This window comes from Bradyrhizobium macuxiense (assembly GCF_001542415.1).
GTDB classification, from domain to species: domain Bacteria; phylum Pseudomonadota; class Alphaproteobacteria; order Rhizobiales; family Xanthobacteraceae; genus Bradyrhizobium; species Bradyrhizobium macuxiense.
On the sequence record NZ_LNCU01000039.1, the window covers coordinates 243,175 to 262,299 of the forward strand.

Sequence of the window (19,125 nt, forward strand, 5' to 3'; positions counted from 1 at the left end):
TCGAATTTGCAACATAATAAAATGGCTTGAATCGCACGTAGCGTCAGGTTGTAGAATTGGAAACGTGGCGACGTATGATGTGGCGCGCTGGCATCGAAGCTAACGGGATGATCAAGCGAGATCCTGTGAGTGAGTGAATTGGGCGCAGTCATCTCGAACAGATGAGGATCATGCCGGTGCAAGGCTACGCGCGTTTGCTTGATGTAACGTGTGATGATGTAGAATGGCGCGGCGCGTGGTGAGTGGAGTTGCAGTCGAATTTGCTCGTGTCGGACTGGCGCTGGAGTCAGGCAATTAGGGGTTAGCAAACGGCAAGAGCGGCCAACCATTGCTCTCGCGCTGTGGTGGCCGCCAATGTTGGCCTAGTGCCGACAGGGATGAGGGCCCTGCGGGACCGCGAGACGCGTCGGCGGCGGACCTTGGAAAGGATTGTGCGTTGCTTAATGCCGCCCTGGTCGAGATTGAGTGCGCGAGCCGCATCCGCGACTTCTCGATCGCAGTGGTCAGGCACGACAAGAAGTTGCGTACGGCGGCAGATCGCGCAATGTTCCTGCAAAAGGCTGCCGCGGATTTCCAACTTCGATTTGTGGCAGGCTTCGAGGATAACATTCGCGCCGGAAAATCGTGGGGGTACGCCACGACATGCAACGTGTTGAGCCGGGAGGCCGCAGGTCAACCAGGCATCGAAGCCTGCAAGGCAATAGCGGCTCGGGTATCGGGTCTCGATGATGAACTGATCGGAAAGATCCAATGCAAGACCGTTTCGCTCTTGGCATCATCGTTCGCTCGGCACTCAGCGATGGCCGATTGTCGCAATGGAACGATCAGGATCGCCGCATTTTGCCGAGACAAGAGTGCAATAGTGCCGCGGCTGAACAGTCAACATGTGTCATTGCTGGTAAACGCTTTCAGCAAGTGGCCCGAAGAACCGACCTTTCGTCAGGCCGCGGTCGCAATCGCGGATGAAGTCGTTCGCCGCGGGGACCGCCGCGCGAGACTTTCTGAATGTTCGCCACAGGGACTATCGACGCTGGTGAACGGTTTCAGCAAATGGTTCGACGAGGAGAGCGCTTGCAAGGCGATAGTCGCTATCGCCGGTGAGGTCCGTCGCCGCGCCGATTGCGCGGAGATCGGACTCTCTGAGTTTGTTACGCAGGGGTTGGTGGCCCTCGTGAACGGGTTCAGCGAGTCGCCGGAGCAGGAAGACTGTCACCACGCCATAGTCGCCATCGCCGGTGCAGTCTTGAGCCGCGGCAGCAAACTCTCTCGTTTTGCGCCGATGGAACTTGCGAGCCTGCTGAATGGTGTCAGCAAGTGGCCGGAAGAACTCCCTTGTCAGAAAGCCGCGATCGCGACCGCTCGTGAGGTTCTCAGCCGTCGAGATCAAATTGTTCGCTTTAGCGCGCACGACTTGTCGAAGCTGGTGAACGGCTTCAGCAAGTGGCCGGATGACCCTGCCTGCCGCCAAGCCACAGTCGTAATCGCGCGTGAAGTCGTTCGCTGCGCCGTCCGCCTTCCTGACTATACCCAGCAGGAACTTGCGAACCTGGTCAAAGGATTAAGCAAATGGCCCCAAGAGCCTGCCTGCCGCCGAGCCGCAGTGGCGTTCGCTGGTGAGGTTCTTCGCCGCGCCGACCAGGATGAGCGGCTCTCTGATTTCAATCACCGGGACCTGACGAGCCTGGTCGACAGTTTCAGCACGTGGCCGGAAGAGCCGGAATGCCGGCACGCGATAGATCGCATCGCTAGAGGGCGACACAGCCAGGGATTCGAATGACGATAGCGCGGACTTAAGCAAGTCGTGAGGCTATGCTGGTTCGAGGTAAGGGCTTGGGAGGCGCCTGCGAACCCTGCAAGAACCTGCATGCAGCCAGGAACGTCCACCATTGGGCGCCAAAAGGTGGGGTCAGCAGTCGGGCGAGGGATTCCTTTGGGCTGCGAGATATTCAGCCAATGATCGCGCAAGATTTCCACGTCACCTACCGATACACTTACACGGAGAACTCGTTGCAGCCCTCTGCCCCAGCTAATCGTCCGAGTCGACCTGACAGGCTCAGACAGATCCTCGATCAGCAGAATGCCCGACCTGTGGCTAATGCGGTGGTCGAACGATCGGCTTCTTCGCTACCAATGGTACGACACGGTCGCAGTCCTAAAGGCTCGGGTTCCCGTGTGGGAATGGCCCAAGGCCTCGCTAAGCCTTTCGAGCGCGGCGATGCTCCGGTCAATCCACTGGCCCCTCCGCGCAATTGCGCTCGCAAGCATCGATCACTCGATTGAACACTGCAACTTAGAATATCCCCGAATCGCCGATTGAAGTGCATGGGAAAACAATGCGATCGCTGTTTAGGTCAACACCGTTCCGCCTATCAAGACAGCCCAGAACCACGTCCAATATTGGGAGGTGCCTTTCATCCTTCCTTTTCGGTACGCTTAGACGATGAGTTCAACGTCGAAGATTGTAGCGGTAGGGGCAATATTCCTGGGAGAAGCCCTTTCGATACTCGCGGAGCTAGTCGCCTCAAAGCAGTTTGGAAAAGCCGGCGGGTATCTGACAACGCTCCTGCCGATGTTCCTGCTGGTAACGATCGGCGGCATCCTGCTCGTATGCGGATACGCACTCGGTTACATGCATCTCAAGAATATGTGGATAATTGTCGCAATATCGGTGGGAGCAATTTTAGTGGTGGAACCGCTTCTCACGCTTCTGCTGTTTCGGGACGCGCCAACGGCCGGTTCGCTGATCGGGCTGGCGCTCGGCGCGCTTGGCACGCTCGCTGCGATATTTTTATGAGCGTATTCTGGGCGGGCTTAAAACGGGCTGCAGCTTCGGAAAGATCGTACTTTGAAGACGAGTTGCGCAAGATCGGTCTTGCTCAATTCGAACGCGTGGGAAGGAATGTTTTTTGACGGGCGTTCTACGTCTAGTCACGATCCGCACATGGTTGGATTTGAGAGCGCTTCGATCGAAGACGTGCATCTCCTTCCAGGAAATAGGACGTGCGCGGCAGCCGAAGGTCTCCCAATCGATATTACGCCAGGTACTGTTCCCTCACCACAATCCACCAGCCCTTCCACGACGCGGGCATGTTTGTTGGGGACGTTTTTGGGGTGGCTCTCTGCCAAGTCACTTCCATAGACCGGCGTAGTTGGGTTCTTGAGGATCGCCGGCGCGGACAGCGCGCGAGAATTAAGCGCTTTGCGCTCGGACCCCACCTTCGTCCCTGGGGAAGGCAGCAAATTGTTGTCCATCTTGGAGTGGATGTGCTCTGGGCCCCCAGATAGGCGGCGCCGCACGCCAGTTACCCGCCAATTTCGGACGTGGCAGCCACTAGCGGGCGATCCAGATGGCTTTCGATCACCTGGGCGAACAAGCCTCCCTTGAATCGATTGCGGGGAAGACCGACTGCACGGACGAGAAGCTGCGTCAGGAACATGTGCCTGGTGCCGACGGCCCGTTCGGATGTCATCATGCTCGGCGTGAAAGGCCGGGATGTCCGCCGCGAACTGGTGGGCAACCTCCGACGGGATCGAGAGCGGCTTTCGGGTGATTAGCATGCCGGAAGATAAATATCCCGAGCCGGTTTGACGAATCGAATGGGCGATGCACAATGAGGCTGCCTATCCATTTGCTACCCTTGGATACGGCCACGACGGCCCCAGCATCCTGGCCCCCACGGCCCCCAGAAGGTGCTGGGGCTTTTCTTCTCCATCCTTACACCAGGCGAACAGCTCTTCCCCGCTTGCAACAAGCTCGTAGTGCGCCGGGTGGTCATCAACCGCCCCAGCAGCCTCCAAATATGGTGGTTTTCTTCCGACTCGGTCGTCGCCGCCGCTTGGTGGCTTGGTAAGCTATCTATCGGGCGCACCGTCGCGTCCCGGAACCGTTAAACCCCGATCATTTGCAGGCGATCTCCAGGTCATCTAGGTCACGAGGTGCTTCGTTTTGGCTGGCAGCTGCGCCAATGAACTTCATGCTGATTTTGGGCGGCACGGCGAAGTCGATATCAAGGTAGGCAGTTCCCATCTTCATCGTGCTTTGAATGCGCTGTGCCATCGCGGCGCTGCTGATTACAGTGGACACCAAGAGACCGCCGCCGGTCGCTTTAGCCGCGATGGCATTCACCTTCTGGACATCCGCGTTTCCGCTCGACTTCAAGCGCAGCCGAGCTTTTGGCGGCAGACCCCACGTCACCCGAAACGTCGTGACCTCGTAACCCATCTGTTCGAGAATCGGCAGGGCCTCACCGAGTTGTTGCGTAAAGGCACTGAATTCACCGGTCAGCTTTCCCGTCGCCTCCGAAAAATCGGGCAGCGATAGATCAGGCATTGATGGCAGCGACACCGCTGGCATCGAAGGCATCAAATCGCGAGCGGACTTTGTGATGCTCTCAATTCGGCTAGGTGGCGCTTTGTCCTCAGCATGAGCGAGGCCGATGCCCGATGAGAATAGCGCGACCAGCAATGCAAACCTGTTCATTCGATACTCCGAGTGTCCCAGTCGACGAGTTACGGCCTTAGCGTGAGGGTCCCGCGTTGCCCTCAGTTGGGCGCCGGAGGCAGACACTTGTTGATTCGGGCGTCCTGTTTCGTCTTTACGAAGCGGCACACCCCGAGGAGTGCCTCCTCGAAGACCTGATCCACCGATGGTGTGAGGCCCGTAGTGTCATACATCAAGCCGAGAGGAATACCTCGACTGCATTCATTCGCGTTTTGCGTTCGATAGACAAGATCGTTGCATCGCTGTTGGCGCGCTCCCATTGCCTGCCAAGCTCTATCTCGCATTTCCTTGTCGGAGTGTTTGAGGTTGGCCTCTTCGGTCACTGCATCCGCTCGCAACTGACGAATTTGCTCGTCTGACATGAGCAAGACACGGTAGGCTCGCATTGCTGATAGCTCGGGTGTCGACCAATCGTCTTGCTTGGCTTGATAGAGCAGGCCTCCGCCAATCAAGCCAGCCAGCCGGACCGCAAGAGGAACTCCCAGAGCAGGCCAACTGAACAAACAAGCCATTGGTGGATTTCCCAGACTACGGCGCAAAAGCGCCGACCAATGCCTTTGCAAATCCCGCGAGGGATGTTCGTGCAAGAGTGAGCGTTATAAGCGCGATGCCAACTGGCACGCAAACCTCCAGACTCTTGCGCACGTGCCTGAGCACGCGAGAAAGCCGCCTGATCCCGATGCGGCCCTCCGCCTTTCTGACAGCAGCATTGGCGGCATCTTCTACCTTGCCATACGCATCCCACCAAGGCTCGGGTTCCGGAGTATAGTCGCCCTCGCGCATCTCGCGTTCCTGCTGAACCATATAATCGTCGGCTGACCTCGCCGAGGCGAGAGCGGCCTTTGTGCGCTCTCCCTCAATGTATCGGGTCACCAGCACGCCGGTCTCACGATCACGCAATAGATCGGTCGATGCGCGTAGGAGAAAGTTCACCAGTAGCAGCAAGACTCCAAGCACAAGCAGCATCGACAGCACATCCGAGCGCCCTCCGAAGTCCAAGGGAATGAGGCTCGTGGGTTGGAGACGGACGTTGAAGAGCACGGCCGTCATGCAGATCGCCGATGTCACGATAAGATATCGCCCCGTGCGCATGGTTTCTTCGCTGAGTGGGTCTCCATAGAGACTCTCCAGGAAAGTGCTCGCGGACATCGCGTCACCGTTCGCATCGTTGTTTGTTTTTTCGTCGGTCACTTGCGGTGGAGTCCAGAAAGAGGTTTGATTGGTGCCGTTAGCGTCAAAGTCGTATCAAATCATCTCGAAGCCACGCGCTGACGATAGGCGTCGATCATCGCGCTCGTCACGTCATGCGGATAGCAGAGTGGGGCAGCACCGCCGGGCCGCGAGTAGGCGCTCCTTGCACCGCAAGATCGACCGTTGCGCATTATGTCATCCGGACACGCGCAGGGCTTACCAGTCGCGTGATACTGATCCCGGCTCGCCTTGATCAGGATCGCGACGATGGCGGCGGCGGTCAGAGTGGCCTCGACCTTGCGCTTGGGCTCGGGCTCCGTGTCATGTGGATTGCGTTTGGCCAGTGCGGAACTTGGGATGGATGATGGCGGCGACGCGGCGATTGTCGGCGCGGCAACGACCGGTGGAGTTGTGAACGCAAGGGGCTTCGCTATGGCGGCGGATTGCTGCGCAACAGGCGGCGTTGGCACACCTGTCGGCGCACCGTGACGACCAATTGAATAGGCTCCGAGGGCGGTAACGCCCAGGAGCAAAATAACAACCCCGCCTCGCATAATCTAAAAACTAGAGCGCAACCAGCAGGCGAGATCAATAGAGCGTGGCACGTCGCCGCACTAGACGTTAGTTGTGTGTGCACGAAAGAGTTTCACCTTGTGATTGAATTGCGCTTCTTGGATCTAGAGCCCGTCTCGATTTTGGGGCATTCAAGGAGAACTGCATTGAAGAAAATGGTGATTGTCGCAGTCGCACTGCTTTGCTCAACGGCGTTCGCACAGGCCAGAGGTGGCGGACACGGCGGCGGCCGGGTTTCCTACGGTGGAGGTCATCACACCTCTAGTCACGGCGGTTCCTACTTCGGCGGATCAGGATCGTCTCATAGGGGCGGCTCGTATCGGAATTTCAGCACTGGCAACCGGTACGGCACCCACAGATAATTCACTCTTCATACCCCGGCATCGGAACTCTCGGTGCCGGGGTATGGCCACGGGGGGCGACTTTTGACTCTTTACGATAACGCATCTGATCAGGCCATCTTGTTGCTTCCGTCGGGACAAACGCTGAAGGTGCAGGGCATCGAACTGTATCCAGCCGACGAATTGGGGCACATCGTGGCGACCCGGGCGGAAGCGGCCCGAAATCTCGGTACCGTGTCGACAGGTATTGGCTTCATTGGCTCTCCGGCATGGGCTATCGGTGCCAGCGCGGCACTTGGCTTCATCGAGTCGGCCGTCGCGGAGACGAACAAGAAAGCAGGGCTTCGCTTGCTCGCCAAGGCTGAGGAGATGTGGACGGCGACCAGCCGCCGAGGCCTCCTATTTCGCGTTCTCGATATCGACCGGATCGACCGACCAGCACCAAGTGCTTGGGTTGGAAACGTGCCGGCCTCGGAGCATGTCTTCGTCGGTGCAATGGGACGAAAGGAGAAGCGCCAGTTTCTCGAATTGCATGGCAAGACCGAGGCGGATGTCGTGAACGACCACGTCGAGCGCCGGACTTCGAGATCGTATGTTCACCATGGCGACGACTTCATCATGGTCGATACTGAATTCGGTTTGATGAATGTCAGGTGGTCGAGTGTGGTGGGTTACGTCGCTCCGAGCCGAGCAGCAAGCCAGCCGCCGCCGATACCAACAATCTAGGATGCGAGGGCGTGCGCGCCTATGGAAGGAGGACACAAGTGTTAACGGCGCAGGAAATTTCGGAAGCCAAAACGCGAATCCGCTATGGCAACAGAGAGGTGTTGCACGAGCACGACGATTGTATCCGTATTGCCTATGAGTGGCTGGATGCGCAGACCAAGATCAAGGGGCTGATGCGGCAGACCTTGCCCATCAAGCACATTATCGAGAAGTGGGGCGGACGCTACGTGTCACAGTCTGATGTCGAGGTCGCAGCCGAGTTGCACCCCGATGTCAGGGGCACGTACCCCCATTTCAACATCGGCTCTCGTCTTATTCTTCCGTCTGACGCACGCTTGGTGAACATTCCAGAGGCGAAGACGCAAGACTATAAAATGACGGAGAGGCAAATCGCGCATACCTATGGCAGCCGTCGAGAATAGGGTGGTGGGGGTGGAGGAAAAAGCCTTCCCCGTGACTTAATAGAGATTGTAGATGTGGGCGGGCCCGCGTGCGACCAATCCATATCGGCAGATCGATCAATTTCGTGGCCCAAAAGTGAGGCGGGCGTCACTCGCAGTCCGTGATTTTACGGGTTGGTCCCCTGGTTGAGCATGACGAGGATGGACTTTCACGTAGGACGAGCGGGCGCCCCGGCTTGACCAGCGGACTGCGACGGGACGGCAGCACGGCGCTTGCAGTTGCGCGAGACACAACGCAAGATAGAGCTTTTAAGAATGGAGGTGCGGTGTGGCTACTATTGTGCCTGAAGTTCGCTCATTCTTTCACGCTAAGATAAGCGCTATCATTCCTCCGCCGGTCGCGCCATCGGTAGTGCTGACCGCTCCGGATGTTGATACCGAAGATGAAGTTGGAGCCTTACGACCGTCATCAGGCACGATCGAACATGCGGAGGGCCAATCGTTCGTTCTCCATTACAAAGATGCTGACGGAAATATAAGCACTCGATCGGTTAGCGTTTGGGCGATCCGTCACACCGACGCTGGGATACCGGTATTAGTCGCGAGATGCTACCTTCGAAAGGCAACACGCTATTTCCGCGTGGATCGCATCGAAGCCGTCGCTGATTTCGACGGAGTCGTGATCGAGCCCACCAGTAAGTTTCTTGCGGACACCTTCGGGGTGCGATGGCCGCCATCGAAAGCAGAACTTGCCGCCGCGGCCGAAGTTCAAATGCGTTGGTCTCGATTGAGAACGATCTGCAGAGAGAATGGAGCGGCGCTCTTAACTGCGGTTGGCCTCGCCGATGGCGAGTTGGTGCCCGATGAAGTAGGAGCTATTCTCGATTTCGTTGGGAAGTGTTGTAGGCGAGTTAGCTTTGATTGCGGAGAGCGAGAAAACGATCGATTGCGTCTCTACATTCGCCGGCTTCGGCCAACCCCAGAATTAATCGATCGTGCCGTCGATCACATGGCGCAAAGCGATCCGGCGACGGTCGTGGAAACGCTGTCCGCATGCGTGCGAGTGATGGAGGCGGACGGGCACATTCATCCAGCGGAAAGAAAAATGCTGGACGGGTTCTCTCAGGCCATGACGGGGCTGCCTTTGCAATATCCATAGCAGGTGGCCTCGAGTAGTCGTCCCTCGATAATGGGGCGACCCAGGAACGCATTGCAGGCCCGGAGGGTGGACGTACTGGCGGATGGACGTTCCGACGGTCTGGCCGGTGGGCCTCCGACCTATTTCTCCGACGGCTTTGAATCTGAGACGCGCACCCGGCGGGTCGGCTCTTCAAAAGATCAGATCACGCAACACGTGCGCCACATCCCTCAAGCGCTCATAGACGGAAAGCCACCAAGCCGAGCCAGCCAGACGTTCGACAATATCTTTACCCGCAACGTATCCAGCACCTTTCGCAAGGCCTTTTGCGAATTCGCTGTGCAGCTTTATCCCCTGTTCCGCTCGCTGAATTTCTTGTTGAGCCAAATCTTTGAGTACAGCGGAAATAAGAATCCTTTCGCGTTCACCCTTGAGCAGCGATATCAGCCGCCTGATTTCCTCCTCGTCATCTTGTTCAGTTTCCAGGTTGGGACCGCGGTTGTGCCCCATCATGCCCGGCGGCTTTGGAGCCGATATCGCGGCTTCTAGCAGGGCAACCTTGACCGCAAGTTCTTCGAGCTTTGTTTCCCTAACTAACTCTTGACCCGCATCTTCGGTCCCTCGGGCTTCCGTAATCGGTGGCCGCACATTTTCATCGACGGGACTAGGGCGGAAGCCCAGGGAAGACGTCCTCCGGTCCACATAAGATCTCCGCGGGTCTTCCATGTAGTACAGGGAAATCAAATCATTGATTGATTTGACATCGCCGGAAGCGTCTGCGCTCTGCGCACCGACCTGTCGCATCTCCAGTTCAACTTGCGACCGAGCTTTATGCAGGATCATCATCAACCGTTCGCGCTTGGTAACTCGATTGGCAAAGCTGAGACAGTTGATCGCTATCTGAGCTTCGGGTGCGAGTGATAGGTAACCTGTCGCTACAATCAACGCGTTCGCATCTCCGGCCCATTTCATATAAGCGGGCGGAATTGGTCCAGTCTCCGGTAGCAAGGGTGCTGTCTCTATGATTTGACTAGGAGCGCGCTGGAGATCTGCCAGAGGCATCGACGGCTGCGTTCCGGGCAGTCGCATTGTGTCTCACCTCCCATGTACCGGCTAACAAGCTGCCGCACGCCCTCCACCACGCCTTGTTTAGCTAGCTTCCTTCTTACCGACCGCTGCTTCAACGACTTTTATAAGATGGGCGTCGTAGTCCTTTTCGAACGACTCGCGTTGTATAGCGACCGTTGTTTCACCCTTTTTTAGAACGAAATTCCTTTCAGTTTTCGCAAATTCAAAGGCGATCTTTTCGACGGCCTTCGTGTCCCCGTCTTTTGCCACTGAGAAGAGAGCGAGTAGACGAAACTGCGCGTTTGTCATCTCATTCTGAAAATACTTAATCTCAAAAAGACTGTAGCGGTAAAGGCGCAGAAAGAAATAAGCAAACAATTGCACAAATGCGGCCAGGGTGAGTCTAATAAGAAATCGGACTCCAACGTCGGTGGCACTTGAGCCGGAACTTAACTCGCTTGTTGCCGTCCATACAAACCAGGTCAGTATGGCCAAGCCAACGGCCGATACTGCCGAGCCTATGGCTAGGTTGATGTTTGCCCTGCGCCCCAACGCATCGACTTCCTCTTGGAGCCGATTTCTGATGCGGGCGCCGAAATTGCGCAAATAAGAAAAATGCTCACTTTTAGAGTCTTCCGCCTGAAACTCTTCGCGCCATACCGCGGATAACTGCTGAACGGTCTCCTCCGACAAGGCTTTCCTTGTTTCGAGTAGAAGCTCTTCGCGCTCCTGAGCGGTCAGTAGAGAGGTTTCGGCGCTACTTGCCTTAATCTCGGCTCGAATAGCGGCATTCAAATCGTCAGGCGCGGGCACGCTGAGCCCGCGGAGTGTGACCCTGGCATCTTGGAGATAAGAGAAGAGAGCAGTTGAGGCGCCGGTTACCAGTACAAGAATTCCAGCTGCGGTTATTATCTGGCTCTGGAAGTAAGACGTAATGGCGCTTGTTCCGAGCGACATGAAAGTCACGGCGAGACCCAATACCGCAACCACGATCGGCGTTGGAAGTTTACGCACCCCTTGCATGTTGTCAGACATCGCACCCGACCCCCGTGAAGGGCGCAACTCTATGTTTAGTAAAAATAAATGTACACCATCTACGCGGTTGAATTTGGACTGATCAACCGATTTTGTGCATTTCGGCCTGGTGCATCTCCGCCATCGCAGCCAGGCACGGTGCTGCTAGGTTGCATCCTCGACCTCAGGCCATTTTGAATTGATTCATAGCCATCGTGCAACCGAAGGGCGCCCCCGTGGTACTCCGGTTAGGCGGAAACATCATCCGTCGCGTTCGCTGTGTAACCGATTGAAATAGCTTGCGGTGACTGTTGCCAAAAATTTTCGTTCACCAAACGGCTAGCCAATTCGGTGGAATCGTCTCACTACGTCTCGATGTTCAATTCCATGAAGTCGTAGACGATACCCTCAAGCTGATCTATCGACGCTGTCCAAATGTCTAAATGATATTCCTTACTCTGTGGCTTGATTGATACTGAAACCGTTCCGTCCAGCTGGACACCCACCACGCACTTTCGTTGAACATCCTCTGAATACTTGTCCTCAAACATTATGATTACATCGCCGACGGTGCGGTCTGCGTCCGGATTGTAAGGTTGGAGATAGAGTTTTCTGCCTCCGGTCATTGCAGCATTTGTCGTCGCGACAGTCTGTGCCAGGGCGCGATATAAGCGCCGCCATTCGTTGACAACTCGGTCTTTCCTTTCTTTGGCGCGGTGATCAGCCATCGCCTGCCGCGCTAATTCGGCCACCTGCGCGCGGTCCGCGGCGTCCTGCTTTTCGAGAATTGATCTCAGCCTATCGTTTTCAGCCATTTAGCCCCCGCCGACGGTGAGGTGTTCTTCCTCTCTGCTAGCATCCCGCTCGCTCACCACGAGACCCACGTTGATGAACTGATGTGGAGAGCCGGCCGGTCGAAAGAAGCGACTTTCGACTGTGTAGACCTTGCGCCTCTCGAATTCGCGAGCGCCTTCTATTGAAGGTGCAATCATGTCACCCACATTCGGCAAAACACCGCCGAAATCCGAAAGCGTAAAGTCGTAGCCAACCTGCCAATATCCATCGATACCGTCGGATGATCTACCACGTCTGAATAGTCGGATGTTTAGTTCACGTGTCATTTTCGGTTGTCCTTGACGAGCCGACCGTAAACAGGACCATCGCGGCGAACCCGAGCCGCTACGGCATTGTCGGGATAGCCGGTGGCATCAAGCCGCCACAGCCGTGGATCGAGTTCCTTCGGAAATCGTTCGGTCGGCGTAACCAAGACGCGCGAGCCGCCGACCTCTCTGAAAACGCGCAGTGTCATTGCCTTGCTCTCGAATCAACTCGGAGCTGGAAGTATAGCAATTGGCCATCCGGGAATACTGGTTAGTCGCTTTTGGTGAGCCGAAAGCCCCTAATATTGAAGATACTGACTTTTTAGCCTTGACTGGCGCAAGGGGTGGGATTCGAACCACGGCATCCTTCGTTGAGCGACTTCGCGTTTCGCTCGGAGGAGTCCGCTCCAAATATCAACTTTCACTTTCCGCGTTGCGCTTCAGTTCACGATTAATCCGATCCTTGACCCGACGGACCGCAAGAAGCTGCAATTTCGTTTGGGTCTTGCCACTGATCTTCTTGTCATCGATCTCAAAGCGGTAGTGCCATTCGCCCGGCAACGCTTCTCGCATGCGGAATTGCACTCCTCTGTGCTGCATGAATTGTTCCAACCCCCAATCACACAAGGTGCCTCTGCCCGGGGCACCGCGTCGGTCGAGTGCAGATTGATCCATGATTTCTCAATCATGGGAACGTTGATCTAACACCGAAAGGGAGCCGCCGATCCTATGGGACCGGCGGCCAAGTCAAGGGAGGAAACGCCCGTTAGGGCAGCGGTAGCGAGACTACCGCATGGCACCGCCAATCTCTCGGCGGATCTCGAATATACATTTTGCGACTAGGCTAGAGAATGACGCGCCTACTCATCGAATGGAGATGATGCGTAGTCGTCTACGCATCGCTGGCTTCAAGTAATTCAATCGAGACCGCACCGAAAGGAAAAGTTGCGTACGCAGCGTACCAATTGAGCTCTTTCGTGCTTTCTCGTTGGATCTTCAACAAGTCAGCGCTAATTCGCACGACGTTGTGCCGAGCTACACATCAAGTCCAAAGCGCGCCATTCCCTCCTGCGGAGCACGCATGAGGGACCAAGAGCAGCCGCAATGGCTCGCCCGGCAGCCTGAAGATTCGATAGCAGATCACGGACGTTCAACTATCAACTATCGATGTTGGTAGTTTCGAGGCGCGACCCTCAATATAGTCTGAGCGCACTAAGATCCTGTCTAGATCTGCGGAAATACTTTCCGAGAAGGAAGGAGTGCCAACGTCCGCTGCCAGCCAAAGAGAAAACCACAAGCAACGGATCTAACCTCACCTGGCGTCTTCCGATCGATGTCCTGGTCAGTTTTGGGGCATATCCATCGCTCGGTCCGACGCTATCGGACCGCAACCTGCGCGCCGATTGACGGGCGCGTCAGAACAATTCGGGTAAATCCCGACCCGGAGGCGACCATCGGATTGGATTCCGTCGAGGGTGGCCTCGCAAGCGAATAGTTGAGCGCACCGACGACAGCTATTGGTCCGCCAGTCATCACAAAGCCCCATCCACTTCCCAGTCGAGAGACATCTGTTTATGCCGCGTCATCTTCCCGCAAGTCCTGCCGAGGTTTTCCGTGCCTCTGCCCGACTGCGCGCAGTCGTACGATGCGCCACATGGTTACGTCTCTGGGATCGTCCGCTGCAGAATGTCGCGACCGATTTAGCAGAGATGGAATTTGCCGATATGGCGTACTGGTTCTACAAAAGCGCCAGGCCGATCTTAACATCAGAAAATAAGGTATCTGGGGCCTTGTTTCTACACGACAACTCGGTTGTGAAGTTGCCGGATGAGTTCAGGAGCGATAGTTCGGTGACGCTGAGCGCATCTGGTGATTTAATTCAGGCAGATGGTCTCGAAGCCTCCAAGGACGTCCTTTTTGAAAATGTTGCTTCTGCCCTCTTTGATGCTGACATTTCATTCGCCAATTATGAATCGCCTGTAGCAGAAGAGGAGGTTGTAAGAAGAGCCATCGGTGACGGACGCACGGCGATGATGTGTTGCTCATTCGCTCAATATGCTGCGTTGACCGAACATCGGGGCAGGCATTTTACAGTTCTTAACGTCGCCAATAATCATATATTGGACTTGGGAATAGAGGGGGTTGAAGCGACCCGGACAGCGATGACCCAAACCGGGATCGTTGATATTGGTGCTCCCTGTCGCCCCGAGGAATACGGGCGAGCAAACATTCTTGCGAAGAATCAAATTAAGATCGGGTTCGTATCGGCGACATTTGGACTGAATGCTCATCAGTTGCCCGAGAACGAAACGTTTCGTGTGCACACGGCTAGACTCTTGTCCAAGTGCGTCCCAACGGATTTGGCATTGCTCAAAAAGCAAATCGAGGATTGCAAGACGCAAAGTTGTGATTTCATTGTTGCGTCAATTCATTGGGGCTACGAATTTGAGTTTTTTCCACGGTACAGACAAATCGAGGCCGCTCATTCATTGATTGAGGAAGGAGTGGACCTGATTCTGGGTCATCACCCTCACGTTATTCAGCCGCTTGAATATTACCGGACAAAGAGGGATCCAGATCGTATTGGTGTTATCGCCTATTCTTTGGGCAGCTTGACGTGGGGATGGTATACGGCGCCGCACCTCGTCTTAAGTATGGTCTTGAACGTTCGATTGTCGAAGGGCAACAGGAATGGCGCTCACCGCACTTACATCGAAAGCGTTAAGCCCATTCCGGTATTTCGTAGTATTTCTTGTCAGGGCAAAGAAACACTGATGCGCATTGAAAGGCTGGAAGACCACTTAGATGAATGTACATCGTCTCCTCCAGCGGAGCGTATTAGGCGAATGAAAGAGTATGTTGATCTGGTTCTTGGAAGCTGGACAAAGAAGTCTCTCGGATAGACTTTTCGTTGCAATCCAGTTCGCATCCGATACTCTGACGACCGGCGCTTCGACGAAGGCGAGGGCGCTGACGAGCAGCCAGCCGTTTCGGTTCTCACGGGATCGTTGAGAGGCGCGATTAGGCCCACCCGCTCATTCCGGGCTTGTTTGCGAAAATAATTCCCTCAATTGCGACAGTCGCCGACCACTTCAACGAATGCCTCTGCGAAATCATCCATGAGCTGCGACCTGCTCTGCTGCGGCCTCATCCTGCGCCATCTTGCGTAGAGCGCCACGAATTATCTTGCCCGTGGTTGTTAGGGGAATCTCATCAATGAAGCGTACGACGCGCGGATATTCGTGCGCCGCTAGGCGTGACTTGACGAAATTTGCAATGTCGTCAGCCAATGCATCTGATCCAACATGTCCATCCTTGAGCACGACATATGCGGCAACGACCGCCCCCCGCAGCGGATCCGGTTTCGCGACGACGCCGGCAAGACGGACAGCTTGGTGCGCAAGCAGGCAATCCTCGACTTCTGCAGGGCCAATCCGATAGCCGGCGGAGCCAATGACATCGTCATTGCGCCCCACAAAGTGAAGCCGGCCTTCAGCATCGCGCACCCCCTGGTCACCCGTCAGAAGCCATTTCCCATCCGGCCCTTCTACGAACTTCTCGCGGGTCCCCTCGGGATTTTGCCAATAGCCGATGAACATCACGGGGTCGGGAGATAAAACCGCAAGGGCGCCTTCCGTCTCGTTGGGTTGGCGAATGCCGGTCGCAGCATCGATTACATCAACAACGTGACCAGGCACAGACCGGCCCATTTTGCCCGGAAAGGGGGGCTCTAGCGCTGCACAGGAAGAGACCACCATGTTGCACTCGGTCTGGCCGTAAAATTCGTTGATCGTGACCCCAAGCGTCGCACGCCCCCATTCGATCAATTCTGCACCAAGCGGTTCGCCGCCGCTTGCCACCGAGCGAAGGCGCACCTTGGGCGTCTGGGTCTTAGGCAGGAGCTTCATCATCTTCAAAGCGGTGGGAGGCAAAAAGGCGTTGCGTATTTGGCAGGTCTTGATCAGGTCGAACGCTGCCTCTGCGGTGAATTTCGTAAACCGACAGGCGACAACCGGGATGCCATGATGAAGCGCCGGCATGAGTACATCGAGCAGACCGCCAATCCATGCCCAGTCAGCAGGAGTCCAGAAACGATCTCCGTCGTGAGGAAGAAACTCGTGGCTCATTTCAACACCCGGAAGATGTCCCAGCAGAACCCTGTGGGCATGTAGGGCACCTTTAGGGTTTCCTGTGGTACCTGACGTGTAAATTAGAATTGCTGGATCATCCGCGCGTGTCGACACAGGTTCGAAGACTTCTGATTCTGCCGCGCAAACTGCAGCGAAGCTCTTGGCCGGTCCAATCGCGCCATCGACGCAGATGATCAACTCCAATGCGGGGAGTTGCGGAAGAAGAGGTTTTATTCGCTCGACGCCCGAGGCGTCGGTTACGATTGCTCTTGCGCCAGAATTTGCCAGGCGATGTAGAAGGGCATCGGGTCCAAACAGTGTAAATAGCGGGATCGAGATGCATGCGAGTTTTGCGAGCGCAACATGCACCACTGCTGTCTCGAAGCGCTGAGGAAGCATAACCCCAACCCGATCGCCCATCTCTCCGGCACGTCGGCCAATGCCGCGCGCGCTCAAGGCGTTAGCCAGCCGGTTGGAGATTGCCTTCAAGTCGCCGAAGCTGTATTCGCGAGTGGGTTTTCCAGGCTCCACGTCGATGATCGCCAATCGACCGGGTTCCTTATCGGCCCACCTGTCGCATATATCCGCACCGATATTGTAGTAATCAGGGATATTCCAGCGAAACTCATTTCGAACCTCATCGAACGTTTTTCCTTTTTTCAGCATCACTGATCCTTTGTCCTGCGTTTGAGAGGGCGTCGTCCTTGACCTGAGCTCCGGGCGATAAGCGTCCTTCGGCTATTGTGCTCCTCGTCGTGCTTCCAGCGTCTGCTCCGATGTCATGGCGTCTGTTACGATCAGCAGTCCTCCCCGACCGGTGCATTGGGGCGTATCCGCTGCACCTTTCGCGCGTCCGGGTCATATCTGAAGCGAGAGCTTCGCCGATTCCAGGAAACCGGCGGTATAGGCGCAAAAGCGAAGTGCCAACGCTGACCGCGCCTCGCGGCTGCTTCGTGGGGCGCGCTGATGCAGGGCTCGGGGGAGCAGGGATAAGCATTTGCGAGCCCCTTGTGAGCGGCTGGCTGTCAGTGAAGCCTTCCTGACGCCGGCAGCGTCCAAGTAGCCGATCTGTGCTGAGGCGCTCGCTATATTCTTCTCCATTCGATCGAAAGTTCGGAAGCGCCCACACGGAAGCTCGACCAGCTGCGCGCGCGATTGTTGAGCTCGTTGGCGTCGCGCGCTCTGTGGTCCCTTGCTGTGTCACGCAACCTAGCCTGAGAAATTCCGGGTCGGAAAAAGCCGAGTTCCGGCAATAGGCTTATGAAAATAATATGTCAAACGAAAGAAAATATTTGACTTTGATCTATGAATTTCGTTCTCTTGGGTAATTCAGTGTGGCGCTGGGTGCCATGCACCAACTTCGGGTGACGTGTTGCTGTACGCAGAAACCTTGCCGAGTGTGCTCTCACCGTTGGACCCGCGCCCGGTTGAACTGGTCAATGCCAACGGACGTGCTGACTTCGTGCTGGTTTGCGAGCACGCGGGGATCGCTGTCCCAGGGCGGCTCAAGAACCTTGGTCTGCCCGCGGCCGAAATCCTTGGGCATATTGCCTACGATATCGGCGCCGAAGGTGTAGCGCGTTGCCTTGCGGATCGCCTCGATGCTCCGCTTTTCCTGCAGCGCTATAGCCGGCTTGTCATCGACTGCAATCGTCCGTTTAGCGCGCCCGATTGCGTTCCGGAGGTGAGTGACGGAACAGTCGTGCCGGGCAATTTGCAGCTCGCGGAGTATCACCGCCGTCAGCGCTATGCGGAGATCCACGAGCCATTCCATCGGGAGGTGGCGCTCTTCCTAGACCGTCGCGCGACGGCGGGTTCGCCGGCGGTCCTAGTCGCCGTGCACAGCTTTACGCCGCGGCTGGCAGGAGGGCCCGAGCGACCCTGGCAACTCGGTGTGCTCTCCAACCGTGACCGCAGCTTTGCCGAGCGTTTCCTGGGCTCTTTTCAGGAGCGGAATCCAACGACGATCTGCGCACATAACGAGCCGTATGTCGTCGACGATCAGGGGGACTACACGATTCCGGTGCACGGGGAGGCGCGCGGCTTGCTGCACCTATTGCTTGAAATTCGTAACGATTTGATCGGTGATCCCGAGGGGCAGCGCCGATGGGCGAGCTTGATCGCCGATGGGCTGATCGATGCGCGAGAGAAAAAGCATGTCAACGATTGATTTTCCCACGACACGCGAGATGCCGCTCAATCCGAAGCAGTCGGCGCTGTTGTTCATCGACGTGCAGAACTTTTGCGTGCGACGCGATGGCGGCGAGTTCAAGGATGTGTCGGACGCAGAGATTGCCGGCAAATACGGCTATTATTTCGATCGTTTGAAGAATCTTGCCATCCCCAACATGCAGCGGTTGCAGGAGGCGTTTCGTGCCGCAGGCATAGAAGTACTCTACACGACGATCGAGAGCCTCACCAAGGATGGTCGCGATCGCAGCCTCGATTACAAGATCACGGGCTTCAATGTCCCAAAGGGCTCATGGGACGGGAAGGTTATCGACGAGATCGCGCCCGGCGACGACGAAATCGTGCTGCCGAAATCGTCCTCAAGCGTCTTTGTGTCCACCCACGTCGATTACCTGCTGCGTAATCTTGGGGTTAAGCAGCTGGTGTTGGCCGGGCTGGTTACCGACCAGTGCGTGGAATCTGCGGTGCGTGACGCCTGCGATCTCGGCTACCTCGTGACGCTCGTACCAGATGCCTGCGCCACCTATAGCCAGGACCGTCACGACAACACTCTGCGAGCGATCAAGGGGTATTGTCGCCAGGTCGATACAGATGCGCTGCTCGACGAGATCGGAAGGTACTCGCGATAAACGACCGAGAGCGAGTGAATCGTAATTCTTCGCGACTGAGGTGCGGCCGCCTGAACCAAAACGCGACGGCCGCACTCGTCGATTGCACCCGTTCAAAGATGTTCAGCACGTGCCATCAAGGAG

18 protein-coding genes are annotated in these 19,125 nt (G+C 56.3%); 8 read left to right on the forward strand and 10 right to left on the reverse strand.

What is annotated here, in order from left to right:
• Nucleotides 1-436: 436 nt before the first annotated feature.
• A complete protein-coding gene (locus tag AS156_RS12060; RefSeq protein ID WP_066503934.1) occupies nucleotides 437-1,777 on the forward strand; it encodes a hypothetical protein in 1,341 nt (446 codons plus the stop codon).
• Between the two features lie 663 nt (nucleotides 1,778-2,440).
• On the forward strand, nucleotides 2,441-2,794 hold the full coding sequence (locus AS156_RS12070; protein WP_066503938.1) for a hypothetical protein: 354 nt from the start codon (nucleotides 2,441-2,443) through the stop codon (nucleotides 2,792-2,794).
• Nucleotides 2,795-3,898: 1,104 nt separating this feature from the next.
• On the opposite strand, the gene AS156_RS12075 is transcribed toward AS156_RS12070, so the two are convergent.
• From AS156_RS12075 to AS156_RS12085, 3 genes are all read right to left on the reverse strand, one after another.
• Nucleotides 3,899-4,480, reverse strand: coding sequence for a hypothetical protein (locus AS156_RS12075; RefSeq protein WP_136626152.1), 582 nt, complete (start codon nucleotides 4,478-4,480; stop codon nucleotides 3,899-3,901).
• A gap of 62 nt (nucleotides 4,481-4,542) precedes the next feature.
• Nucleotides 4,543-5,013 carry a hypothetical protein gene (locus AS156_RS12080; RefSeq protein WP_136626153.1) on the reverse strand — a complete coding sequence of 157 codons (471 nt, stop codon included), beginning with the start codon at nucleotides 5,011-5,013 and terminating at the stop codon, nucleotides 4,543-4,545.
• Nucleotides 5,014-5,029: 16 nt separating this feature from the next.
• Complete coding sequence (locus AS156_RS12085; protein WP_066503941.1) at nucleotides 5,030-5,692, reverse strand: hypothetical protein; 663 nt, start codon at nucleotides 5,690-5,692, stop codon at nucleotides 5,030-5,032.
• Between the two features lie 998 nt (nucleotides 5,693-6,690).
• On the opposite strand from AS156_RS12085, the gene AS156_RS12090 reads away from it, so the two are divergent.
• The 3 genes from AS156_RS12090 (at nucleotide 6,691) to AS156_RS41955 (ending at nucleotide 8,892) form a co-directional block, all read left to right on the forward strand.
• A complete protein-coding gene (locus AS156_RS12090; RefSeq protein WP_066503943.1) occupies nucleotides 6,691-7,332 on the forward strand; it encodes a hypothetical protein in 642 nt (213 codons plus the stop codon).
• A gap of 11 nt (nucleotides 7,333-7,343) precedes the next feature.
• Entirely contained in the window at nucleotides 7,344-7,754 is a 411-nt protein-coding gene (locus tag AS156_RS12095; RefSeq protein WP_201456029.1) for a hypothetical protein, read from the forward strand.
• Nucleotides 7,755-8,061: 307 nt separating this feature from the next.
• Nucleotides 8,062-8,892, forward strand: a complete 831-nt coding sequence (locus tag AS156_RS41955) for a tellurite resistance TerB family protein (protein ID WP_136626154.1) — start codon at nucleotides 8,062-8,064, stop codon at nucleotides 8,890-8,892.
• Between the two features lie 171 nt (nucleotides 8,893-9,063).
• On the opposite strand, the gene AS156_RS12100 is transcribed toward AS156_RS41955, so the two are convergent.
• From AS156_RS12100 to AS156_RS12120, 6 genes are all read right to left on the reverse strand, one after another.
• On the reverse strand, nucleotides 9,064-9,960 hold the full coding sequence (locus AS156_RS12100) for a hypothetical protein (protein ID WP_136626155.1): 897 nt from the start codon (nucleotides 9,958-9,960) through the stop codon (nucleotides 9,064-9,066).
• A 60-nt stretch (nucleotides 9,961-10,020) separates the two neighbouring features.
• The gene (locus tag AS156_RS12105; protein ID WP_066503945.1) at nucleotides 10,021-10,974 is read right to left on the reverse strand and encodes a hypothetical protein; all 954 of its coding nucleotides are present in this window, start codon (nucleotides 10,972-10,974) and stop codon (nucleotides 10,021-10,023) included.
• Between the two features lie 344 nt (nucleotides 10,975-11,318).
• Complete coding sequence (locus tag AS156_RS12110) at nucleotides 11,319-11,768, reverse strand: hypothetical protein (protein ID WP_066503946.1); 450 nt, start codon at nucleotides 11,766-11,768, stop codon at nucleotides 11,319-11,321.
• A complete protein-coding gene (locus tag AS156_RS41960; protein WP_136626156.1) occupies nucleotides 11,769-12,074 on the reverse strand; it encodes a hypothetical protein in 306 nt (101 codons plus the stop codon).
• The gene (locus AS156_RS12115; protein ID WP_066503947.1) at nucleotides 12,071-12,262 is read right to left on the reverse strand and encodes a hypothetical protein; all 192 of its coding nucleotides are present in this window, start codon (nucleotides 12,260-12,262) and stop codon (nucleotides 12,071-12,073) included. The genes AS156_RS41960 and AS156_RS12115 overlap by 4 nt, the downstream gene beginning before the upstream one ends.
• A gap of 205 nt (nucleotides 12,263-12,467) precedes the next feature.
• A complete protein-coding gene (locus AS156_RS12120) occupies nucleotides 12,468-12,728 on the reverse strand; it encodes a hypothetical protein (RefSeq protein WP_347336622.1) in 261 nt (86 codons plus the stop codon).
• Between the two features lie 899 nt (nucleotides 12,729-13,627).
• Between AS156_RS12120 and AS156_RS12125 the strand changes: the two genes are divergently transcribed.
• On the forward strand, nucleotides 13,628-14,956 hold the full coding sequence (locus AS156_RS12125) for a CapA family protein (protein ID WP_082747461.1): 1,329 nt from the start codon (nucleotides 13,628-13,630) through the stop codon (nucleotides 14,954-14,956).
• 210 nt (nucleotides 14,957-15,166) lie between these two features.
• Here the strand turns inward: AS156_RS12125 and AS156_RS12130 are convergent, their stop codons facing one another.
• On the reverse strand, nucleotides 15,167-16,849 hold the full coding sequence (locus tag AS156_RS12130; RefSeq protein ID WP_066503950.1) for an AMP-binding protein: 1,683 nt from the start codon (nucleotides 16,847-16,849) through the stop codon (nucleotides 15,167-15,169).
• A 706-nt stretch (nucleotides 16,850-17,555) separates the two neighbouring features.
• On the opposite strand from AS156_RS12130, the gene AS156_RS12135 reads away from it, so the two are divergent.
• Together AS156_RS12135 and AS156_RS12140 are read left to right on the forward strand one after the other, a co-directional pair.
• The gene (locus AS156_RS12135; protein ID WP_136626157.1) at nucleotides 17,556-18,353 is read left to right on the forward strand and encodes an N-formylglutamate amidohydrolase; all 798 of its coding nucleotides are present in this window, start codon (nucleotides 17,556-17,558) and stop codon (nucleotides 18,351-18,353) included.
• Nucleotides 18,340-19,002, forward strand: coding sequence for a cysteine hydrolase family protein (locus AS156_RS12140; protein ID WP_066503952.1), 663 nt, complete (start codon nucleotides 18,340-18,342; stop codon nucleotides 19,000-19,002). Before AS156_RS12135 ends, AS156_RS12140 begins: the two co-directional genes overlap by 14 nt.
• The last annotated feature ends 123 nt before the right edge of the window (nucleotides 19,003-19,125 follow it).

Bases quoted from the DNA above. Each gene is read 5' to 3' on its own strand.
- AS156_RS12075 (WP_136626152.1), bottom strand. From the start codon at position 4,480: ATGAACAGGTTTGCATTGCTGGTCGCGCTATTCTCATCGGGCATCGGC.
- AS156_RS12070 (WP_066503938.1), top strand. From the start codon at position 2,441: ATGAGTTCAACGTCGAAGATTGTAGCGGTAGGGGCAATATTCCTGGGA.
- AS156_RS12080 (WP_136626153.1), bottom strand. From the start codon at position 5,013: ATGGCTTGTTTGTTCAGTTGGCCTGCTCTGGGAGTTCCTCTTGCGGTC.
- AS156_RS12115 (WP_066503947.1), bottom strand. From the start codon at position 12,262: ATGACACTGCGCGTTTTCAGAGAGGTCGGCGGCTCGCGCGTCTTGGTT.
- AS156_RS12140 (WP_066503952.1), top strand. From the start codon at position 18,340: ATGTCAACGATTGATTTTCCCACGACACGCGAGATGCCGCTCAATCCG.
- AS156_RS41960 (WP_136626156.1), bottom strand. From the start codon at position 12,074: ATGACACGTGAACTAAACATCCGACTATTCAGACGTGGTAGATCATCC.
- AS156_RS12110 (WP_066503946.1), bottom strand. From the start codon at position 11,768: ATGGCTGAAAACGATAGGCTGAGATCAATTCTCGAAAAGCAGGACGCC.
- AS156_RS12130 (WP_066503950.1), bottom strand. From the start codon at position 16,849: ATGCTGAAAAAAGGAAAAACGTTCGATGAGGTTCGAAATGAGTTTCGC.
- AS156_RS12120 (WP_347336622.1), bottom strand. From the start codon at position 12,728: ATGGATCAATCTGCACTCGACCGACGCGGTGCCCCGGGCAGAGGCACC.
- AS156_RS12100 (WP_136626155.1), bottom strand. From the start codon at position 9,960: ATGCGACTGCCCGGAACGCAGCCGTCGATGCCTCTGGCAGATCTCCAG.
- AS156_RS12105 (WP_066503945.1), bottom strand. From the start codon at position 10,974: ATGTCTGACAACATGCAAGGGGTGCGTAAACTTCCAACGCCGATCGTG.
- AS156_RS12125 (WP_082747461.1), top strand. From the start codon at position 13,628: ATGCCGCGTCATCTTCCCGCAAGTCCTGCCGAGGTTTTCCGTGCCTCT.